The 14,756-nt window shown below is 45.2% G+C and carries 14 protein-coding genes; 7 read left to right on the top strand and 7 right to left on the bottom strand.

Annotated elements, in window-relative coordinates:
• Positions 1-17: 17 nt before the first annotated feature.
• From ACO0KY_RS14665 to ACO0KY_RS14645, 5 genes are all read right to left on the bottom strand, one after another.
• Positions 18-314: a Dabb family protein gene (locus tag ACO0KY_RS14665; RefSeq protein WP_423047239.1), complete on the bottom strand. Its 297-nt coding sequence runs from the start codon at positions 312-314 to the stop codon at positions 18-20.
• A 99-nt stretch (positions 315-413) separates the two neighbouring features.
• Complete coding sequence (locus tag ACO0KY_RS14660) at positions 414-830, bottom strand: GNAT family N-acetyltransferase (protein ID WP_423047237.1); 417 nt, start codon at positions 828-830, stop codon at positions 414-416.
• 109 nt (positions 831-939) lie between these two features.
• Positions 940-2,190: an MFS transporter gene (locus ACO0KY_RS14655; protein ID WP_422993900.1), complete on the bottom strand. Its 1,251-nt coding sequence runs from the start codon at positions 2,188-2,190 to the stop codon at positions 940-942.
• Positions 2,191-2,324: 134 nt separating this feature from the next.
• On the bottom strand, positions 2,325-2,924 hold the full coding sequence (locus ACO0KY_RS14650; protein WP_423047235.1) for a GNAT family N-acetyltransferase: 600 nt from the start codon (positions 2,922-2,924) through the stop codon (positions 2,325-2,327).
• Between the two features lie 534 nt (positions 2,925-3,458).
• The gene (locus ACO0KY_RS14645; protein WP_423047233.1) at positions 3,459-4,904 is read right to left on the bottom strand and encodes an MFS transporter; all 1,446 of its coding nucleotides are present in this window, start codon (positions 4,902-4,904) and stop codon (positions 3,459-3,461) included.
• A gap of 143 nt (positions 4,905-5,047) precedes the next feature.
• Here ACO0KY_RS14645 and ACO0KY_RS14640 point away from each other — a divergent pair, with 143 nt between their 5' ends.
• The 5 genes from ACO0KY_RS14640 to ACO0KY_RS14620 all read left to right on the top strand — a co-directional run bounded on the left by ACO0KY_RS14640 (position 5,048) and on the right by ACO0KY_RS14620 (position 11,102).
• A complete protein-coding gene (locus ACO0KY_RS14640; RefSeq protein ID WP_423047231.1) occupies positions 5,048-5,977 on the top strand; it encodes a helix-turn-helix transcriptional regulator in 930 nt (309 codons plus the stop codon).
• Between the two features lie 445 nt (positions 5,978-6,422).
• Complete coding sequence (locus tag ACO0KY_RS14635; RefSeq protein WP_423047229.1) at positions 6,423-7,346, top strand: polysaccharide deacetylase family protein; 924 nt, start codon at positions 6,423-6,425, stop codon at positions 7,344-7,346.
• A 96-nt stretch (positions 7,347-7,442) separates the two neighbouring features.
• Positions 7,443-8,654 (top strand): DUF2252 domain-containing protein, encoded by a 1,212-nt coding sequence (locus ACO0KY_RS14630; protein WP_423047227.1) that lies wholly within the window; start codon positions 7,443-7,445, stop codon positions 8,652-8,654.
• A 247-nt stretch (positions 8,655-8,901) separates the two neighbouring features.
• Complete coding sequence (locus ACO0KY_RS14625) at positions 8,902-9,942, top strand: GMP reductase (protein ID WP_423047225.1); 1,041 nt, start codon at positions 8,902-8,904, stop codon at positions 9,940-9,942.
• A 335-nt stretch (positions 9,943-10,277) separates the two neighbouring features.
• Positions 10,278-11,102, top strand: coding sequence for an energy transducer TonB (locus ACO0KY_RS14620; RefSeq protein WP_423047223.1), 825 nt, complete (start codon positions 10,278-10,280; stop codon positions 11,100-11,102).
• A 127-nt stretch (positions 11,103-11,229) separates the two neighbouring features.
• Here ACO0KY_RS14620 and ACO0KY_RS14615 read toward each other — a convergent pair whose 3' ends face one another.
• Positions 11,230-11,736: a chemotaxis protein CheW gene (locus tag ACO0KY_RS14615; RefSeq protein WP_423047221.1), complete on the bottom strand. Its 507-nt coding sequence runs from the start codon at positions 11,734-11,736 to the stop codon at positions 11,230-11,232.
• 716 nt (positions 11,737-12,452) lie between these two features.
• The gene (locus tag ACO0KY_RS14610) at positions 12,453-13,274 is read right to left on the bottom strand and encodes a tRNA threonylcarbamoyladenosine dehydratase (protein WP_423047219.1); all 822 of its coding nucleotides are present in this window, start codon (positions 13,272-13,274) and stop codon (positions 12,453-12,455) included.
• 113 nt (positions 13,275-13,387) lie between these two features.
• Here ACO0KY_RS14610 and ACO0KY_RS14605 point away from each other — a divergent pair, with 113 nt between their 5' ends.
• On the top strand, positions 13,388-13,921 hold the full coding sequence (locus ACO0KY_RS14605) for a hemerythrin domain-containing protein (RefSeq protein WP_423047217.1): 534 nt from the start codon (positions 13,388-13,390) through the stop codon (positions 13,919-13,921).
• A 141-nt stretch (positions 13,922-14,062) separates the two neighbouring features.
• Positions 14,063-14,698, top strand: a complete 636-nt coding sequence (gene pdxH, locus ACO0KY_RS14600) for a pyridoxamine 5'-phosphate oxidase (RefSeq protein WP_423047215.1) — start codon at positions 14,063-14,065, stop codon at positions 14,696-14,698.
• Positions 14,699-14,756 lie beyond the last annotated feature (58 nt).

Genomic DNA, 14,756 nt, shown 5'->3' with positions numbered 1-14,756 from the left:
TAACAGAAACGACAGAACTAAAACTCGTAATCAAAAGCAACAGCGTCACTGAGCACCGGTTTCAAGGACTCAACAAATGCAAGGTGCTCAGGATGGAAGAGATATCTATCTCGCGCTTCGGCATCCGCAAAGGTCATGACTGCTGAATGGGTGTAGCCATGACTCATACCTTCATTACTCACGTTGGCACCTTGATCGAAATCGATAACCTCTTTGATTTTGGTAGATAAGTCCAGGAAAGCATTAATGCATTTCTGTTGTGCTTGCGTTGAACTTTCATTATTAAATTGAAGCAAGACGATGTGTTTGATCATTGCGAAACCATTCTCTTATGACGACTATGCAGATTAAATAAATACCAGCGTTTGTGAAGCGATAAAACCTCATTTTTGCCAGTGCCTGAAATACATCTTTTATTGATATTTTTTGAGTAAAAAATACCGGTCATGCCCATCTGGAAAACCCTCGACCTTACCGGCAACTTCAAAACCTAGCTTTGCATAAAACGTTGGTCCCTGAAATGAAAGTGTGTCCACTTGTGCAGCGATACACCCTCTCTTCTTGGCCTCGCTTTCCGCTAATTCCATCAATCTGCGGCCAAGTCCGGTTCTTCTGACTTCAGAATTAACCCACACGACTTCAATCAGAAATTGCCTGTAAATTGTTCTACCTGAAACTCCAGCCATCAATTGACCGCTGTCATTGCGTGCAATGACAGACAAGGGCTGTGAATTACCCGGCCCTGCATTTTCAACGTTGTACGCTCTGACACCCGCAACGAGGGTATCAACAACGTCTTGATTGGCTTCATGAAGAATTTCTACGTTCATTGAATTGTTCCGGTTAAATATTTATTTAATTGTCTGTATGTCTGAATGTCTGAAAAAATTCAAAAGCCGACACTCAACACAGCGGAAAAATCAGGCACACTGCGTAGAATCAAACTGCGACTTCAGACCTGGCTCGATTCAGATACATCAAACCAATCACGGCGGCGATAAACACGACGGCAGCACCGAACAGTGAAAAATGGATGCCGATTTTGCTGCCGATTAATCCGACAAAAATGCCGCTGAACAATCGCAAACCGGCCGATGACATGCCAAACAAACCTAACACTTTTCCACGGATCGCATCCGGCGCTTTCATTTGCACAATGGTCTGATTCATGCTGCTGAATGACAGTTCACAATAGCCGGCCGCAAATAGACAGAGCAAAGCCAATGGGTAATTATGGACCATGGCAAACAAACCTAAAGCGACCGCCCACGCTATGGCAAATCCCATCGATGCAGAAGGGCTCACCCGGGCAAAGCGAAACCCTGCCTCTAAGGTAATACCGGCAAACAAGGCGCCAGCAGCGTCAGCCGCCAACAACATCGAATACGCCATACCGGGTTCGATATTGCCGAGGTCAGTAGCAAAACCTGGCATCTGCGCCTGATAGCTATTGCCAACAAAAAATGATGCTGCACCGGACAATAAAATCATCACGCCCAAGGTAGGAATTTTTTTAACCGTCAATATCGTTTGCCAGATATCCGACAAGCCACTCACACGACGTGCAGCCGATTGTTCGAGTCGCTTGCCGCGGTGTGGTTGCGGTGCCTTGATCAACCAGATCAGTAATGGCAAATAAAGTGCGGCATTGAGCAAAATGCCCTTGTTTGGCCCCAAGGTAGACATGATCAGGCTACCTACGCCAGGTCCCACCAGCACACCAAAATAGCGCGCTGTCGCATTGAGACGCACTGCACTCGCGAGTTTTTCCACGCCGACGATATCGTATAGCAGCACCTGACTGGAGGTCATCCAGAACACGCCGGCAAATCCGTGCAGTACCAGTAGCGTCATTGCCCACGGGATCGTCAAGGTGTCGGTAATAAAGAAATAGCCCCAACCCAGTGACACCAAGGCAAACAGCGAACCACCGATTTGGATTAAACGACGCGAGTCGAATCTATCGTTGAGTGCACCAACACCTACCGAGAACAACAGAAACGGTAACCAGTGCGAAATCACCGCAAAGCCACCCAGGGTCGGAGACTTAAATTTTTCAAAAGCGACCCAATAGCTAATCACATGTTCCACATTGTCAGCCATCATCGTCAAGACAAATGTAGCGACAAAGATAGGAAAGCTTGGAATTTTTAATGCTTCAAAAGCTTGATGTTTGGTCCCTTGACTCATTTCTTATTTATTCCTTTATAGCCACTTTTTGATAACTGCGGCTCAATCATGTAAAACCAAATACGCTTTACCAGATGGTGATTGCAAAGCGACTCAATAGAGGTGAATGGATATATTACTCGGGGTGCGTTTTCTCAAAGAAATTTCATGCGATAGGTTTCTGCATCGATGGAGTAAACATACTGCGCCCCTAATTCGTGCTCTTCACCAGACATCTCTTTGAATTTCAATCCTAGTCGCTCCAGCGCTCTTCTCGACGGCACATTGGCCTCTCGTGTCAATCCTAAAACAGCCTTCAGGCCGATCTGATTAAAAGCCATATCCAATGCCTTTTCTGCCATTTCATTGGCGTAACCAGACCCCCATACCTCCGGACTAAAACGGAAATACAAGTTTGCAGCATGTAGTTGTTGAAGACGCTCTACCAACGCATTACCACCAAATCGCGGACGATTCGAAATACCGCCAAAGCCGATGATGCGCTCGGGGTCGCTACGCCGTGCAACCGACCAATACCCCCATTGCTTCTCATCCCATTCCGCTTGCCAATGCGCAAGCACGCCATGCGCTTCTTCCAGCGATGTCATAGGGCCTTGGGGATTGAAATGATTGGTTTCAGGATTGGCGTGAATGTCAAAGACTGCCTGAATATCGTCTGCAGTTGGTCGATAAAAAATCAATCGGTCGGAAAAGCTGTGCTCTCGGTTCTTTATTGCACTGATCAAGGTATTCAAGATATTTTCCTTACTTTAGCTTGTCGAGCTACTTTGTTTTTTGGGGTTGGTATAGCTTATCGTCAACGGAAGGAGCGCGTAGCATCAAGGTTTCAACAGGTACGATTAGAGCGTGATTAATATAGCAATTATAATTTAAATCTATCGTCACCGCTTTTACAGATGTGAAGACTAAAAATCGTGTTCCAAACTGGCACAACACTGCCGGAGCTGGATTAGTATTTTGTTGCTCCCGCTTTATCCGCAACATTGGAAATAATTTTTCCAAATCGCTGCGCTGTCAGTAATACCCTCGTCTCACAATTTTGCGACGGCGTCTCTCAAGATATGTTATTTCGGACCTTGATATGGATCGATATCTTTAACGCCCCCTGCTTCATCCATCAACAACACTTTGCGATCACCTAGTACGCAAATGCTGATCGTTATCGCCTCGTTTTTAATGATAACTTTTGTAGTTTCCCAACGACCGGGTTATTCACGGCATTAAGGTTTCTTTTCCAATAATAGGCTTATGCAACGCACATCAGTACGTCAATCAATCGCCACAGAATGCAAAGACACATTACCAGAGGGATGGTGACGATAATGATAAACAATGGCACTCGTCAATAAGATCAACATCAGACAAAATTCTCCCGACAACCCCGCCAAAGCCGCATCGAGGTAGTTAGCTGAAAAATGCAAAGTTTGCGCAAAAACGGCACCTAACAAGGCGGAACCAAGACCGAACGACGCTTGCTGGACTGTCGTCAATACAGCACTCCCCGCCCCTGCATGTGCATTCGGTACATCAGCCAATCCTATGCGGAAAAAGCTACTCACAATCAAAGACTGACCAAATCCCATCAACGCGGTAGCTGGGGCAAGATTCAACATACCTGGTTCTGGCCACACCAAATATAGGGTCAGAATCAGACTGAGTAGGCCTGTCATTTGTATCGCGCAGCCAACTATCAATGTTTTAGTTCGCTCCAAATAAGCAACGATTTTAGGGGTCGATAGAGACCCGACGAAATACGCAGCACCCAATACGATAAAGGCGTTGCCGGATTGTAGCGGACTCAGATGCGCGCCCGCTTGCAAGCTCAAGGCCAACACGAACATGAACCCACTCCAGCACGAGAAAAATAAGATCGCGATCAATAAACCAAAACGCACACTGGGCAAACGCATTAATGATGGTGGCAATAAAGGCGACGCACCACGTAGTTCCTGAAAAAGCTCAACACGCCATAACACCGCCAGCAAAGGTCCTACCGCTGCCAACATCAAAAAGCATGTTGCAGACCAATGCAGTGCAGGCCCCAGTGCCAGCGGCACCAACAAACACAAGATCACGAGTGTTAACAGTAGAGTGCCTGGAATATCGATACTCGCAGCGTCCTGGCTACGTGTTTCAGGAACGCAGCGACCGGAATAAAGCAAGATCCCGATACATACTGGCAGATTGATCAGAAACACACTCCGCCATCCCATCCCCGCCAGATTAGCTGAGATCAGAACCCCACCCAACACTTGTCCGACAATGAACGCCAGACCACCGATGGCACCGTAAAAGCCAATCGCGCGCGAATGCTTTTCTCCTTGCAAACTGACATGGATGATCGCCAGAATTTGTGGTACCAACAATGCCGCCGCCGCACCTTGCAAAGCGCGCGCGAGCAACAGTAACCAGACTGTATTGGCGATACCACACAGCAAAGAGGCAACACCAAACAACAATACGCCAAGCTGAAACAATTTTAAGCGTCCAAAGTTATCACCCAGACGTGCACCTATGGCCAGAAATACCGCAAAAGCGACGCCATAAACTGCCACCATCAGTTCCAATTCAGTCTGGCTGGCGTGCAGTGAATGTGCAATCGCATCCAACGCCACATTCACAATAGAAAAATCAACCTGAGGCAGCAATTGACCTGCAAGTAAAACAAACAAACCTGTACGGTGCAAAGCAGGCTGGGTCTGATGAGTGTTCATAAGCACTTAAGCTCCATTTGATAAGCAATGGCGAGCAGTCTATAATCAAATTTAGACTGGTACTAGATTCTGGTTAGCCTGGTATAAAATGTACCAGCCTGTAACCTCACTCTAAAACTAAGAATCATTTTTTGAAATGCTTTATGGGAAATCTCATCACCTCAACGCATCGCGCTGTGCACTCAAACTCGGCACCACTGGCAACCGCAGTAACGGACTCTCTCGCAGTCACAAAGGAACAAAATACCCACCAGGCATTAGGTAATTTTTTACGAGCAAGACGAGAAAGCCTCGATCCTGCCCGACTCGGCTTGCCACGTACTGGGCGCCGCCGTACACCAGGGCTACGGCGTGAAGATGTTGCGGCACTCGCTGATATAGGGATTACCTGGTATACCAAACTGGAGCAAGGTCGGCCGATTAAAGTATCCGCTCGCGCACTGGCAGCAATTACGCAAGCGCTACAATGTACCGATACCGAAACTGCACACGTTTTTGCACTGGCGGGTATGAGCTCGACACCGTCGATAGCCGAAAAACCTGGCTGTGAAAAGGTGTCCCCGGTTGGTCAACTCATTCTTGATCAGCTCCATCCTATCCCTGCATTAATGCAAAACGCCCGCTTTGACATTCTGGGGTATAACCAGGCATTTCAACGTTTGATGAATGTTGATCTGACGGACATTCCAAAATCAGATAGAAATTGTATTTATCTGGCAATGACGCATCCAGTATGGCGCGCCAGTATGAGTAATTGCCAAGACGCGATACCACGTATGGTCGCGCAATTTCGCGCCGCTATGGGTGAGCATTTGCACGATTCACTTTGGGAAAAACAACTGCAACGCTTCATGAACACTTCCAGTGAATTTCGCGATGCATGGCAACGTTATGAAGTCCGCAGCGTTGAAAACCAGGTCAAGCAATTTCATCATCCACAAGCCGGAATACTAAATCTGCAATTGACGAACTGGTGGTCCGCACCCAAAAATGGAGACCGATTAATGATTTACGTTCCGGTCGATGAGGAATCTAAAAACCGATTGGAATTATTGACTGATCTTTGTGAATAAGGTTCACGACTTCTATCAACTTTTCAATTGCCTCATCAACTCGTTTTTCCACATGATCAACAAGTTCGATACTGGCGTTGATCGGATCCTTAATCTTTAGTGCTCACCTGCACTTCGCAATGCTAACTCAAACACCATCAAGGCCATAAGGACACAAACTATAAGCTAGCCAACTGGAACCACATTTTAACTGAGCGAATATCTCGTGAAGCATTGTGGAACAACATGCAAATACTTCTTTGCAAAAACTAATTTACGATTCGTAATCGTAATCGTAATCGTAATCGTAATCGTAGCGCTGTAGCGATAGGAATTTTCAGATAACATTTTTTCTATTACTGATTACTAATTTCTGATAAGGATTAGCGGCAAGCTCGGGATATTATGGACATCCTCAAAAATTAGCGATAATGATGCTTTATTATTGGCTATTGATGTCGACACCATGGAATTTTCTGATTACCTTAAAAATATGAAACCTCATACATTCCGTCTCTTGTGTATCGCTGTCGCTAGCACATTTGCATTCACTTCACCATCCCATGCAGCGGATCAAACCAGCACGACGCCAACGACAGGCAGCGAAGTCAACAATGTGCAAACACCCAATACAAAAGACGAAACCGTAAAAATCAAAAAACATCGAATTACAAAGCTAAATGAACGCTTAACCACTGATGAAGAAACATTAAAAAAGGCTTGTCGTTTTGAATCAGATATTCCTATGGCACCGCCAGCAAAAGAAGTGGCGCTCACGTTTGACGATGGGCCAGAACCGGTGCAAACGGAATTTATTTTGGCAGTACTGAAAAAGCACAAAGTGCCGGCAACGTTTTTTATGATCGGTGAAAAGGTACAAGCGCATCCAGATCTGGTGAAGTTAGTACAGGAATCAGACTATACGTTGATCGCGAATCACTCATGGAGCCATCCGAATTTCCATGAAATTTCAGCTGAAGAACAAGCCATAGAAATTCAAAAAAGCAATGCCGTCAGCGAATCGTTCAATACGCATAAACTGTTTCGCTACCCATACGGTAATTCCAGCTGTGAATCGAATCAACTACTCAAATCCATGGATCAGAAAATCGTTGGTTGGCATGTCGATTCCTGCGATTGGGCTTTTGATCATAAAGGCTCAGTGGATATCAAAGAAGCGCTGACCTGTGGCGTGTTATCACAAAACCGCAAAGATTATCTGGAGCATGTTATTTCTTCCGTTCATGCGCATAACGGTGGTATCGTCCTGATGCATGAAATTCATCCAAATACCTTAAAAAATTTAGATCAAATCATTACCCGCTTACTCGCTGAAGGTTACGTGTTTAAGAGTCTCGCTGATGATGACTTTCAAAAATTTTTACGCTAGAAAAAAGTGAACTAATTTTGGGAGACGCAGGTCTAGCTTTATACAAGCGGTATCGATCTGCATTTTCCCCTACACACCATTTTGAGGGAGCCTCATATGATAGACGTATGTTCAACCATTCATAGCTTCAATAAAACCCGCGAACCAGAGCGCTTGCTTATGAAGTATCGCAATATGCGCACTTCACCTTTTATCTTTTTGCGTGCGACCTGCCATTTGTTTTATGAACGTGCTGCGCCGGCGTTGCACTCTCAACCGGCGCCACTCACCTGGTGTATGGGCGACATGCATCTGGAAAATTTCGGTAGCTACAAAGGTGATAATCGTCTAGCTTATTTTGATCTGAATGACTTTGATGAAGCCGTTCTGGCACCAACCACCTGGGATTTAATTCGCTTTTTAACCAGCATCCTGGTGGGCGCAAAAAGCATAGGTATCAGTAACGTGGATGCAAAAGCACTCGCTAAAGATTTTTTAGTGAGTTATCAAACAGTGCTAGCCAGCGGCAAAAGTCATTGGGTAGAAAGAGAAACCTCGACGGGTCTGATACGCAATTTATTGACTGCGGTCAAACTAAGACAACGATGCGATTTTCTTGATCATCGCACCTTATTCAAAGGCGAAGAAAGGCGGATACGCATCGACGGTAAGAAGGCGCTGGCAGTGACGCCAAAACAAAGAGCAATGGTAGAAAAGTTCCTTAAAGAATTCGCTCAGGATCAGCCAGATAAAAAGTTCTTCAAGCCGATAGACATCGCGCGCAGAATCGCCGGCAACGGCAGTCTTGGCGTTGATCGTTATATTATTCTGGTCCATGGCAAAGGTAGCCCGGATCAAAATTACTTGCTCGATTTAAAAGAGGCCGTGCCATCATCATTAGTACCGTATCTGGAAACACCGCAGCCGCAATGGGCATCAGAAGCACATCGCGTAGTCACTGTGCAAAAGCGTATGCAAGCGGTGTCTATGGCATTCTTGCAACCAGTTACGATTAAAAACAAGCCCTACATATTGCGTGCCTTACAGCCGTCAGAAGATCGCGTTACTCTCGATGGCACAGTAAATACTTTAGCGGAATTAAGAAAGGTAATTGAAGTGATGGGCGAAGTTGTCGCCTCTGCGCAATTACGTAGCTCTGGCCGACAAGGTTCAGCAACTGCCGATGAGTTAATTGATTTCGCCCAAGGAAAAGATTGGATGAAAGCCTTATTAAAATCCAGTCTGGATTGTGCGAAACATGTGAATGATGATTGGAAGACTTATTGCAAAGCTTATGATGCTGGTTATTTTGCGGTGGATAAATTTTAAGAAGCTTAGCAAGCAATAGCTTGGCAACGATCTGTCTTTTTTCGCTGTGCAATAGTGCATATTGAGCACTATTTGCAGGAACTTACAGATCGTTTCCACATATCATTTTAGTGATAATCAACATTCAACATTGAAATAAAGAATTTTGAATTTTTAGGACTATAATCAACTACGGCTCAACAGCTTAGTGCGTTTTTTCGTCTAAGTTGTTCCTTCCCGCGTCCGCCAGACGCATTACGGAGTCGTTATGCATATTGAAGAAACCCTGAGGCTTGATTTTAAAGACGTGTTGATCCGTCCAAAGCGCTCTACCCTTACCTCCCGTTCCCAAGTCGATTTAGAGCGTGAATTTGTATTCCACCATTCGCGCAAAACCTATCGTGGCATTCCTATTATTGCCGCGAATATGGATTCCACTGGCACCATGGAAATGGCAACAGCTCTCGAAGCGCACCAATTGTCTGTCGCACTGCACAAGCATTATGACGAAGACACTTTGGTCGACTACTTCACTGCCTTGCAAAAAAAATCGACCGCATTTTACTCCATGGGCATTACGCAGTCTGATTTTGAAAAATTTTCTGCTGTAATGGCACGCGCGCACAATGCCATTGAATATGTCTGTATCGACGTCGCCAATGGCTACACGGAAGGCTTCATCAATTTCGTAAAAAAAGTACGTACCAGCTACCCACACCTGACTATCATGGCAGGCAATGTCGTTACTGGTGACATCACCGAAGAATTGATTTTGGCGGGTGCCGATATTGTTAAAGTTGGTATCGGCCCTGGCTCAGTTTGCACCACACGTAAAATGACTGGCGTTGGTTACCCACAACTTTCTGCGATTATCGAGTGCGCCGATGCAGCCCATGGTCTTGGCGGTCAGATTTGTGCTGACGGTGGTTGCGTGGTTCCAGGCGATCTGGCGAAAGCTTTTGGCGGTGGCGCTGACTTTATTATGCTGGGTGGCATGTTGGCCGGACATGATGAATGCGCAGGCGATCTGGTTGAACGTAATGGCGAAAAATTCAAACGCTTCTACGGCATGAGCAGCCGTGCAGCAATGGATAAATACGCTGGTGGGGTTGCCAAATACCGCGCCTCTGAAGGTAAAGAAGTACTGATTCCTTACCGTGGTCCAGTGGACGCTAGTATGCAGGACATCCTCGGTGGCGTGCGTTCCGCATGTACTTATGTAGGAGCGCATAAACTCAAGGAATTGACTAAACGCACTACTTTCATTCGCGTTACGCAACAACTCAACGAAGTATTCGGCAAATCTTAATTGCTGCTTTTCAAGGATGGCACGAAGCCTGCCATCTCAAACCGGGTCACGTTCCCGTGACCCGGTTTCAAACTTCCCGTGCATTTTCGCAACACACTCTCCCTGTGCTGGCATAGATCCTGCTAATTAAAACACAACAGTCAGGTTTTTGCCGTGTGTCTGATGCGTAATATATTGCGACAGCAAGCTTTCCATGGCAGGATAGGTTTTTTATTTTTTGCCATTCAGACAGCGTGACTTTTCCAAGCACTGGAAAGCCAGATCACACTGGGTATCTCAGGTCCCAGAAAAACTGCTGAATATTGATGTGACAACCGATTTATATGTGGAGAGATATGAATAAGGTAGTTAAGAAACATTGGAACGACATTTTTGAAACAGCATTCACCGTTGTCTTCACAGGACTCATTGTTGCAGCATGTTCAAAAAATCCACCACCAGAAGAAAATAAAACCGCCGAAGCGGCTTCATCATCGACACCTGCTTCGAAACCAACTGGATTAGTAAAAAATCCGGTTAATCACAATAAAGTGGCTGATGTAACGCAGTGGATGGATCAGGCGTCAAACAAGACGGCGGCACAACTTGCGCAAGAGGAAAAACTGGCAAAAGAGGCGAAAGAGGCGAAAGAAAAACTTCTACTCGACGCCAAACATCTGGTTGACAGCAAAGCTGTCGTGAACAAGCCTGCTGCTAAAGAAGCGACCAATACCACGCAAGCGTCTGCTCAGGCAACGGCACCGGTAACAGCATCTTCGCCCGCACCTGCGCCGATTCAGACAACGACAAAACCTATAGAAACGCCACTTCCAAATCCGGTTACTGCGGCATCACAAGCAGTGGCAGCGACAGTATTATCAAGCGCGGCAACAACCAAACCGGCTCAGACAGAATCATCAGATCGCCAAGTACTAAAAACTATTGCGAGCAGCCAGCCTAAGTATCCATCTACTGCGGCACGTGCCGGTATCACGGAGGGCAAAGTGAGTGCACGCATTCATATAGAACCAGATGGTAAGGTGTCACAGGTAGAAATTCTAAATGCACGTCCCAAGCGTTACTTCGAACAAGAGGTCATCGCCACAGTCAGTCAATGGAAATATGCACCTATAACCAAGGCGCAAACAACCGTGCTGGAGTTTACGTTCAAACTTGATTGATCCTGCTATGAACCATGCATTCAATTGACGAGACGATCACTAAGCAAAATTAAGTGTGATGATAATAAAAAATCCCATTGTGGTGCATTAACGCACCACAATGGGATTCTGATGTTGATCGATTAGATTAATCCTCCGAAATCAAACCTAATTCTGGGCCGGACATCAGTTTCGATATATCCAACAAAATGATCATGCGCTCGTCAATATCGCCCAGTCCAATAATATAGTCTGTTGAAAAAGTTGAGCCCAGTTCTGGTGGGGGTTTGATGGTTGACGATGGAATTGTTACCACATCCGATACGCTATCTACCATCATTCCGATAACACGGCCTTTGATATTGAGAACAATGACAACTGTTGTATCGTCAGCGTTACTCGTACCAGTATTGAAACGCAAACGCATATCAATCACCGGAACGATGACACCACGCAGATTCATAACGCCTTTCAAATAGTCTGGCGCATTTGCGATACGTGTCAAAGATTCGAAGTTCCGGATTTCCTGCGTTTGTAAAATATGAATCCCGTACTCTTCAGTGCCCAAACGAAAAGCCAGAAATTCTTGCTCTGTCAGATTATCCGTTTTGCTTTCAATTTCAGCTACGGGAGTAGCGAGATCGGATTCACTCATGGTGTTCTCCTAAAAAAATTCTTGGTCATTGATTAATGGGCGAATAAGCTAAAATTAATTAATATTACTTCACTAAAACAAGAGCAGAGAAAAGGCCAGTCGGGTCAGCAAGACTAGCGATTTTATTATCAAAATACTTCACTACGCATCCATGAACTGTACTTCGTGCCTTAAGGAAACTCAAGAAATTAAAACGTTAATCAGCATGAATGATGTGAAATATTGTTTCAAGGCAATATTTCACATCATTAAATTAAATCACAAAATACAATACTTCACCGTGGACTTTCAAATGATGGATAATCAAAAACAAATGTATATTGTTGTTTTTTAAACAAACCCGTAATACTAAGTCATACTGTAAAACCCTAAGTTTGTCTTGTTTGTTCTCGATGCTGACGCTGCGCAAGAGATACGCCAGTTTGGTGTAGCCACCAGAAATTACCACGCAATTGCCCAGAACTGCAAAGCCTGTTCATTACGAGATATTGATTACACCGGATACGAAGAATCAGACGTTCGATGCCGCAATTGCTCAAATTAAGCACCGGATTCTCTATCGCGGAAAATATTTAGAGAAAGTCGATAATTGGTTGGCGACTCATAATCAGTAAGGATTGTTCATTGACTCCGCCAATCATTAAGCGTTTCAAATAACGTTAAATGAAATAAAAGGGCTAAAGTGCGAATTGGAACTTCAGCCTTTTTTATAAAACTTATTTGACACCCGCCAAACGGCGCAGTACATGTGCAGCAGCCATCAGACCAAAAGAAGCGGTGACGACAATGGAGGATCCAAATCCAGCACAGTTAAGGCCAGTAACGCCGACGTTATTCCCTACATCATCTCCAGCATTCTGTTTAGAAAGATCGACTGCACAGACTTCTGGTGTTTCCGGCATCGTCAACGCTTCCATGGAAAATACCGCATCGATACCAAATTTACTCTTGGCTCCACGCGGGAAACCATAGTTTTGACGCAAACGCTTACGTACTAATGCCAGCAAAGGTTCTTGTTCTGTACGTGACAAATCGCGAATTTCAATCTTACCCGGATCAGTTTGCCCGCCAGCAGCGCCAATGGTAATCAAAGGAATCACATGTTCGCGGCAATACGCGATCAGAGCAGTTTTGGCTTTTACATTATCAATAGCATCGATGACATAATCAAAATCTTGCTGCCCTAACATCTGATCCAGATTCTCTGGCGTCACAAAATCTTCAACTTCAGTCACCTGACAAAACGGATTAATCAGTGCAATTCGTTCAGATAGGGCGCTAACCTTGGCTTTTCCTAACGTCTCACTATTGGCTTGAATCTGTCTGTTAATATTCGATTCAGCGACGTTATCCAAATCAATCATAGTAATTTTGCCAATAGCACTGCGTGCGAGTGCTTCGACGACCCAAGAGCCAACGCCACCAACGCCAATCACGCAGACATTGGCAGTCTTAAAGCGTTCCAGACCTGTGGCGCCATACAGACGGGCAATGCCGCCAAAACGACGTTCGAAATCGATATCAGAATTTTGTTGCATAATGAGCTTAAATTGAAAGTAACCGCCATTTTACAAGACCGCGATTGATGTGTCGCAAGTAGCGTTAAAATGCGCATAGCATAATGTGATTAACCTCTCCAAAGGGAGTCAGTATGAATAGCTTGTACGACAGCGCACCTGGTTTTGATCAACCGTTGGCGGTGTTAAAACATTGCCATGACCGTATTCGCAAGCAATTGGCCACTTTGGATAAGTTAGTCAATCATCTCAACGATATTGGGATTGATGAAGATGCGCAACAAGCTGCCAAAACAGTACTCAGATACTTTAAGAAAGCAGCCCCGCAGCATCATCAGGATGAAGAAATTGATTTATTGCCTGAGTTAGCGGCGACCGCGACGGACGATGATGCGGTGTTGTTAAAAGAATTGACCATGCAAATTCTGCAACAGCACCAGCAAATGGAGCAACATTGGAAAGTACTGGAAGTGCAACTGCAAGAAATTGAAGACGGTGAAGGTGCTGATTTGTCAGCATCCGATGTTGAAGATTTTGCTGCAATGTATGAACAGCACATGCAAATTGAAGAAGGTCAAATTGCACCAATGGCATCGCGTTTATTTAACGAGGCACAAATGAAAAAACTGGGCGCAGCGATGCAGGTACGACGCGGGATTACCGATTGAAGCGATTCATCCGATACACCGGCAAGCTGAGCCCTTGGTTCAAGAATGAAAGCGATCTGATTCACTTTTTCACTTTTTTATATTGCTGCATGAAGTGAGCCTGTGGTCAGAAAAATTTTAAAGATGAATAAAGGGGAATCTATGTCAATTGCCGATCTTCGCAAAGATTATCAACAAGCTAGCTTGACTGAAACAGATGTTAATGCTGATCCGTTTGAACAATTTGGTACCTGGTTTGAAGAAGCACTGAAAGCCGATGTTGCAGAAGCCAATGCCATGAGCCTGTCAACGGTCAATGCCGAGGGACGCCCATCTTCACGCATCGTTCTGATTAAAGAATTTGATCATCGTGGCTTTTGCTGGTTCACCAACTATGACAGCGCCAAGGGTCAAGATCTCGCCACCAATCCTTACGCTGCATTACTGTTTTTCTGGACTGCGCTTGAACGTCAGGTTCGAATTGAAGGAAGAATTGAAAAAATTACTGCTGAAGAAAATGACGCCTATTTCCATAGTCGCCCCTTGGGCAGCCGTCAGGGTGCACATGCTTCACACCAAAGCCAGCCCATCGCCAATCGCGCTGCATTAGAAGAACAACTCGTGGCAGTACTGGAAAAATTCGGTGATCAACCACCACGTCCCGAACACTGGGGAGGATACCGTCTGGTTCCAGAAAAAATTGAGTTCTGGCAAGGACGTAGTTCGCGACTGCATGATCGCATCGTCTTTACCCGTAATGCCGATCAAAGCTGGTCAATTACACGGCTGCAACCATAAATATTGCTGCAACCCATATTGAATAAATTTTGCCCCGTCAATTCGCTAATGAACCCGG

The sequence above is a fragment of the Undibacterium sp. Dicai25W genome (assembly GCF_049340505.1).
Classification (GTDB): Bacteria; Pseudomonadota; Gammaproteobacteria; order Burkholderiales; family Burkholderiaceae_D; genus Undibacterium; species Undibacterium jejuense.
The sequence above is the reverse complement of the archived record's forward strand: the minus strand, read 5'-3'. Positions and strand labels throughout refer to the sequence as shown.

Bases quoted from the DNA above. Each gene is read 5' to 3' on its own strand.
- ACO0KY_RS14615 (WP_423047221.1), bottom strand. From the start codon at position 11,736: ATGAGTGAATCCGATCTCGCTACTCCCGTAGCTGAAATTGAAAGCAAA.
- ACO0KY_RS14655 (WP_422993900.1), bottom strand. From the start codon at position 2,190: ATGAGTCAAGGGACCAAACATCAAGCTTTTGAAGCATTAAAAATTCCA.
- ACO0KY_RS14625 (WP_423047225.1), top strand. From the start codon at position 8,902: ATGCATATTGAAGAAACCCTGAGGCTTGATTTTAAAGACGTGTTGATC.
- ACO0KY_RS14660 (WP_423047237.1), bottom strand. From the start codon at position 830: ATGAACGTAGAAATTCTTCATGAAGCCAATCAAGACGTTGTTGATACC.
- ACO0KY_RS14640 (WP_423047231.1), top strand. From the start codon at position 5,048: ATGGGAAATCTCATCACCTCAACGCATCGCGCTGTGCACTCAAACTCG.
- ACO0KY_RS14635 (WP_423047229.1), top strand. From the start codon at position 6,423: ATGGAATTTTCTGATTACCTTAAAAATATGAAACCTCATACATTCCGT.
- ACO0KY_RS14665 (WP_423047239.1), bottom strand. From the start codon at position 314: ATGATCAAACACATCGTCTTGCTTCAATTTAATAATGAAAGTTCAACG.
- ACO0KY_RS14610 (WP_423047219.1), bottom strand. From the start codon at position 13,274: ATGCAACAAAATTCTGATATCGATTTCGAACGTCGTTTTGGCGGCATT.
- ACO0KY_RS14605 (WP_423047217.1), top strand. From the start codon at position 13,388: ATGAATAGCTTGTACGACAGCGCACCTGGTTTTGATCAACCGTTGGCG.
- ACO0KY_RS14630 (WP_423047227.1), top strand. From the start codon at position 7,443: ATGATAGACGTATGTTCAACCATTCATAGCTTCAATAAAACCCGCGAA.
- ACO0KY_RS14645 (WP_423047233.1), bottom strand. From the start codon at position 4,904: ATGAACACTCATCAGACCCAGCCTGCTTTGCACCGTACAGGTTTGTTT.
- pdxH (WP_423047215.1), top strand. From the start codon at position 14,063: ATGTCAATTGCCGATCTTCGCAAAGATTATCAACAAGCTAGCTTGACT.
- ACO0KY_RS14620 (WP_423047223.1), top strand. From the start codon at position 10,278: ATGAATAAGGTAGTTAAGAAACATTGGAACGACATTTTTGAAACAGCA.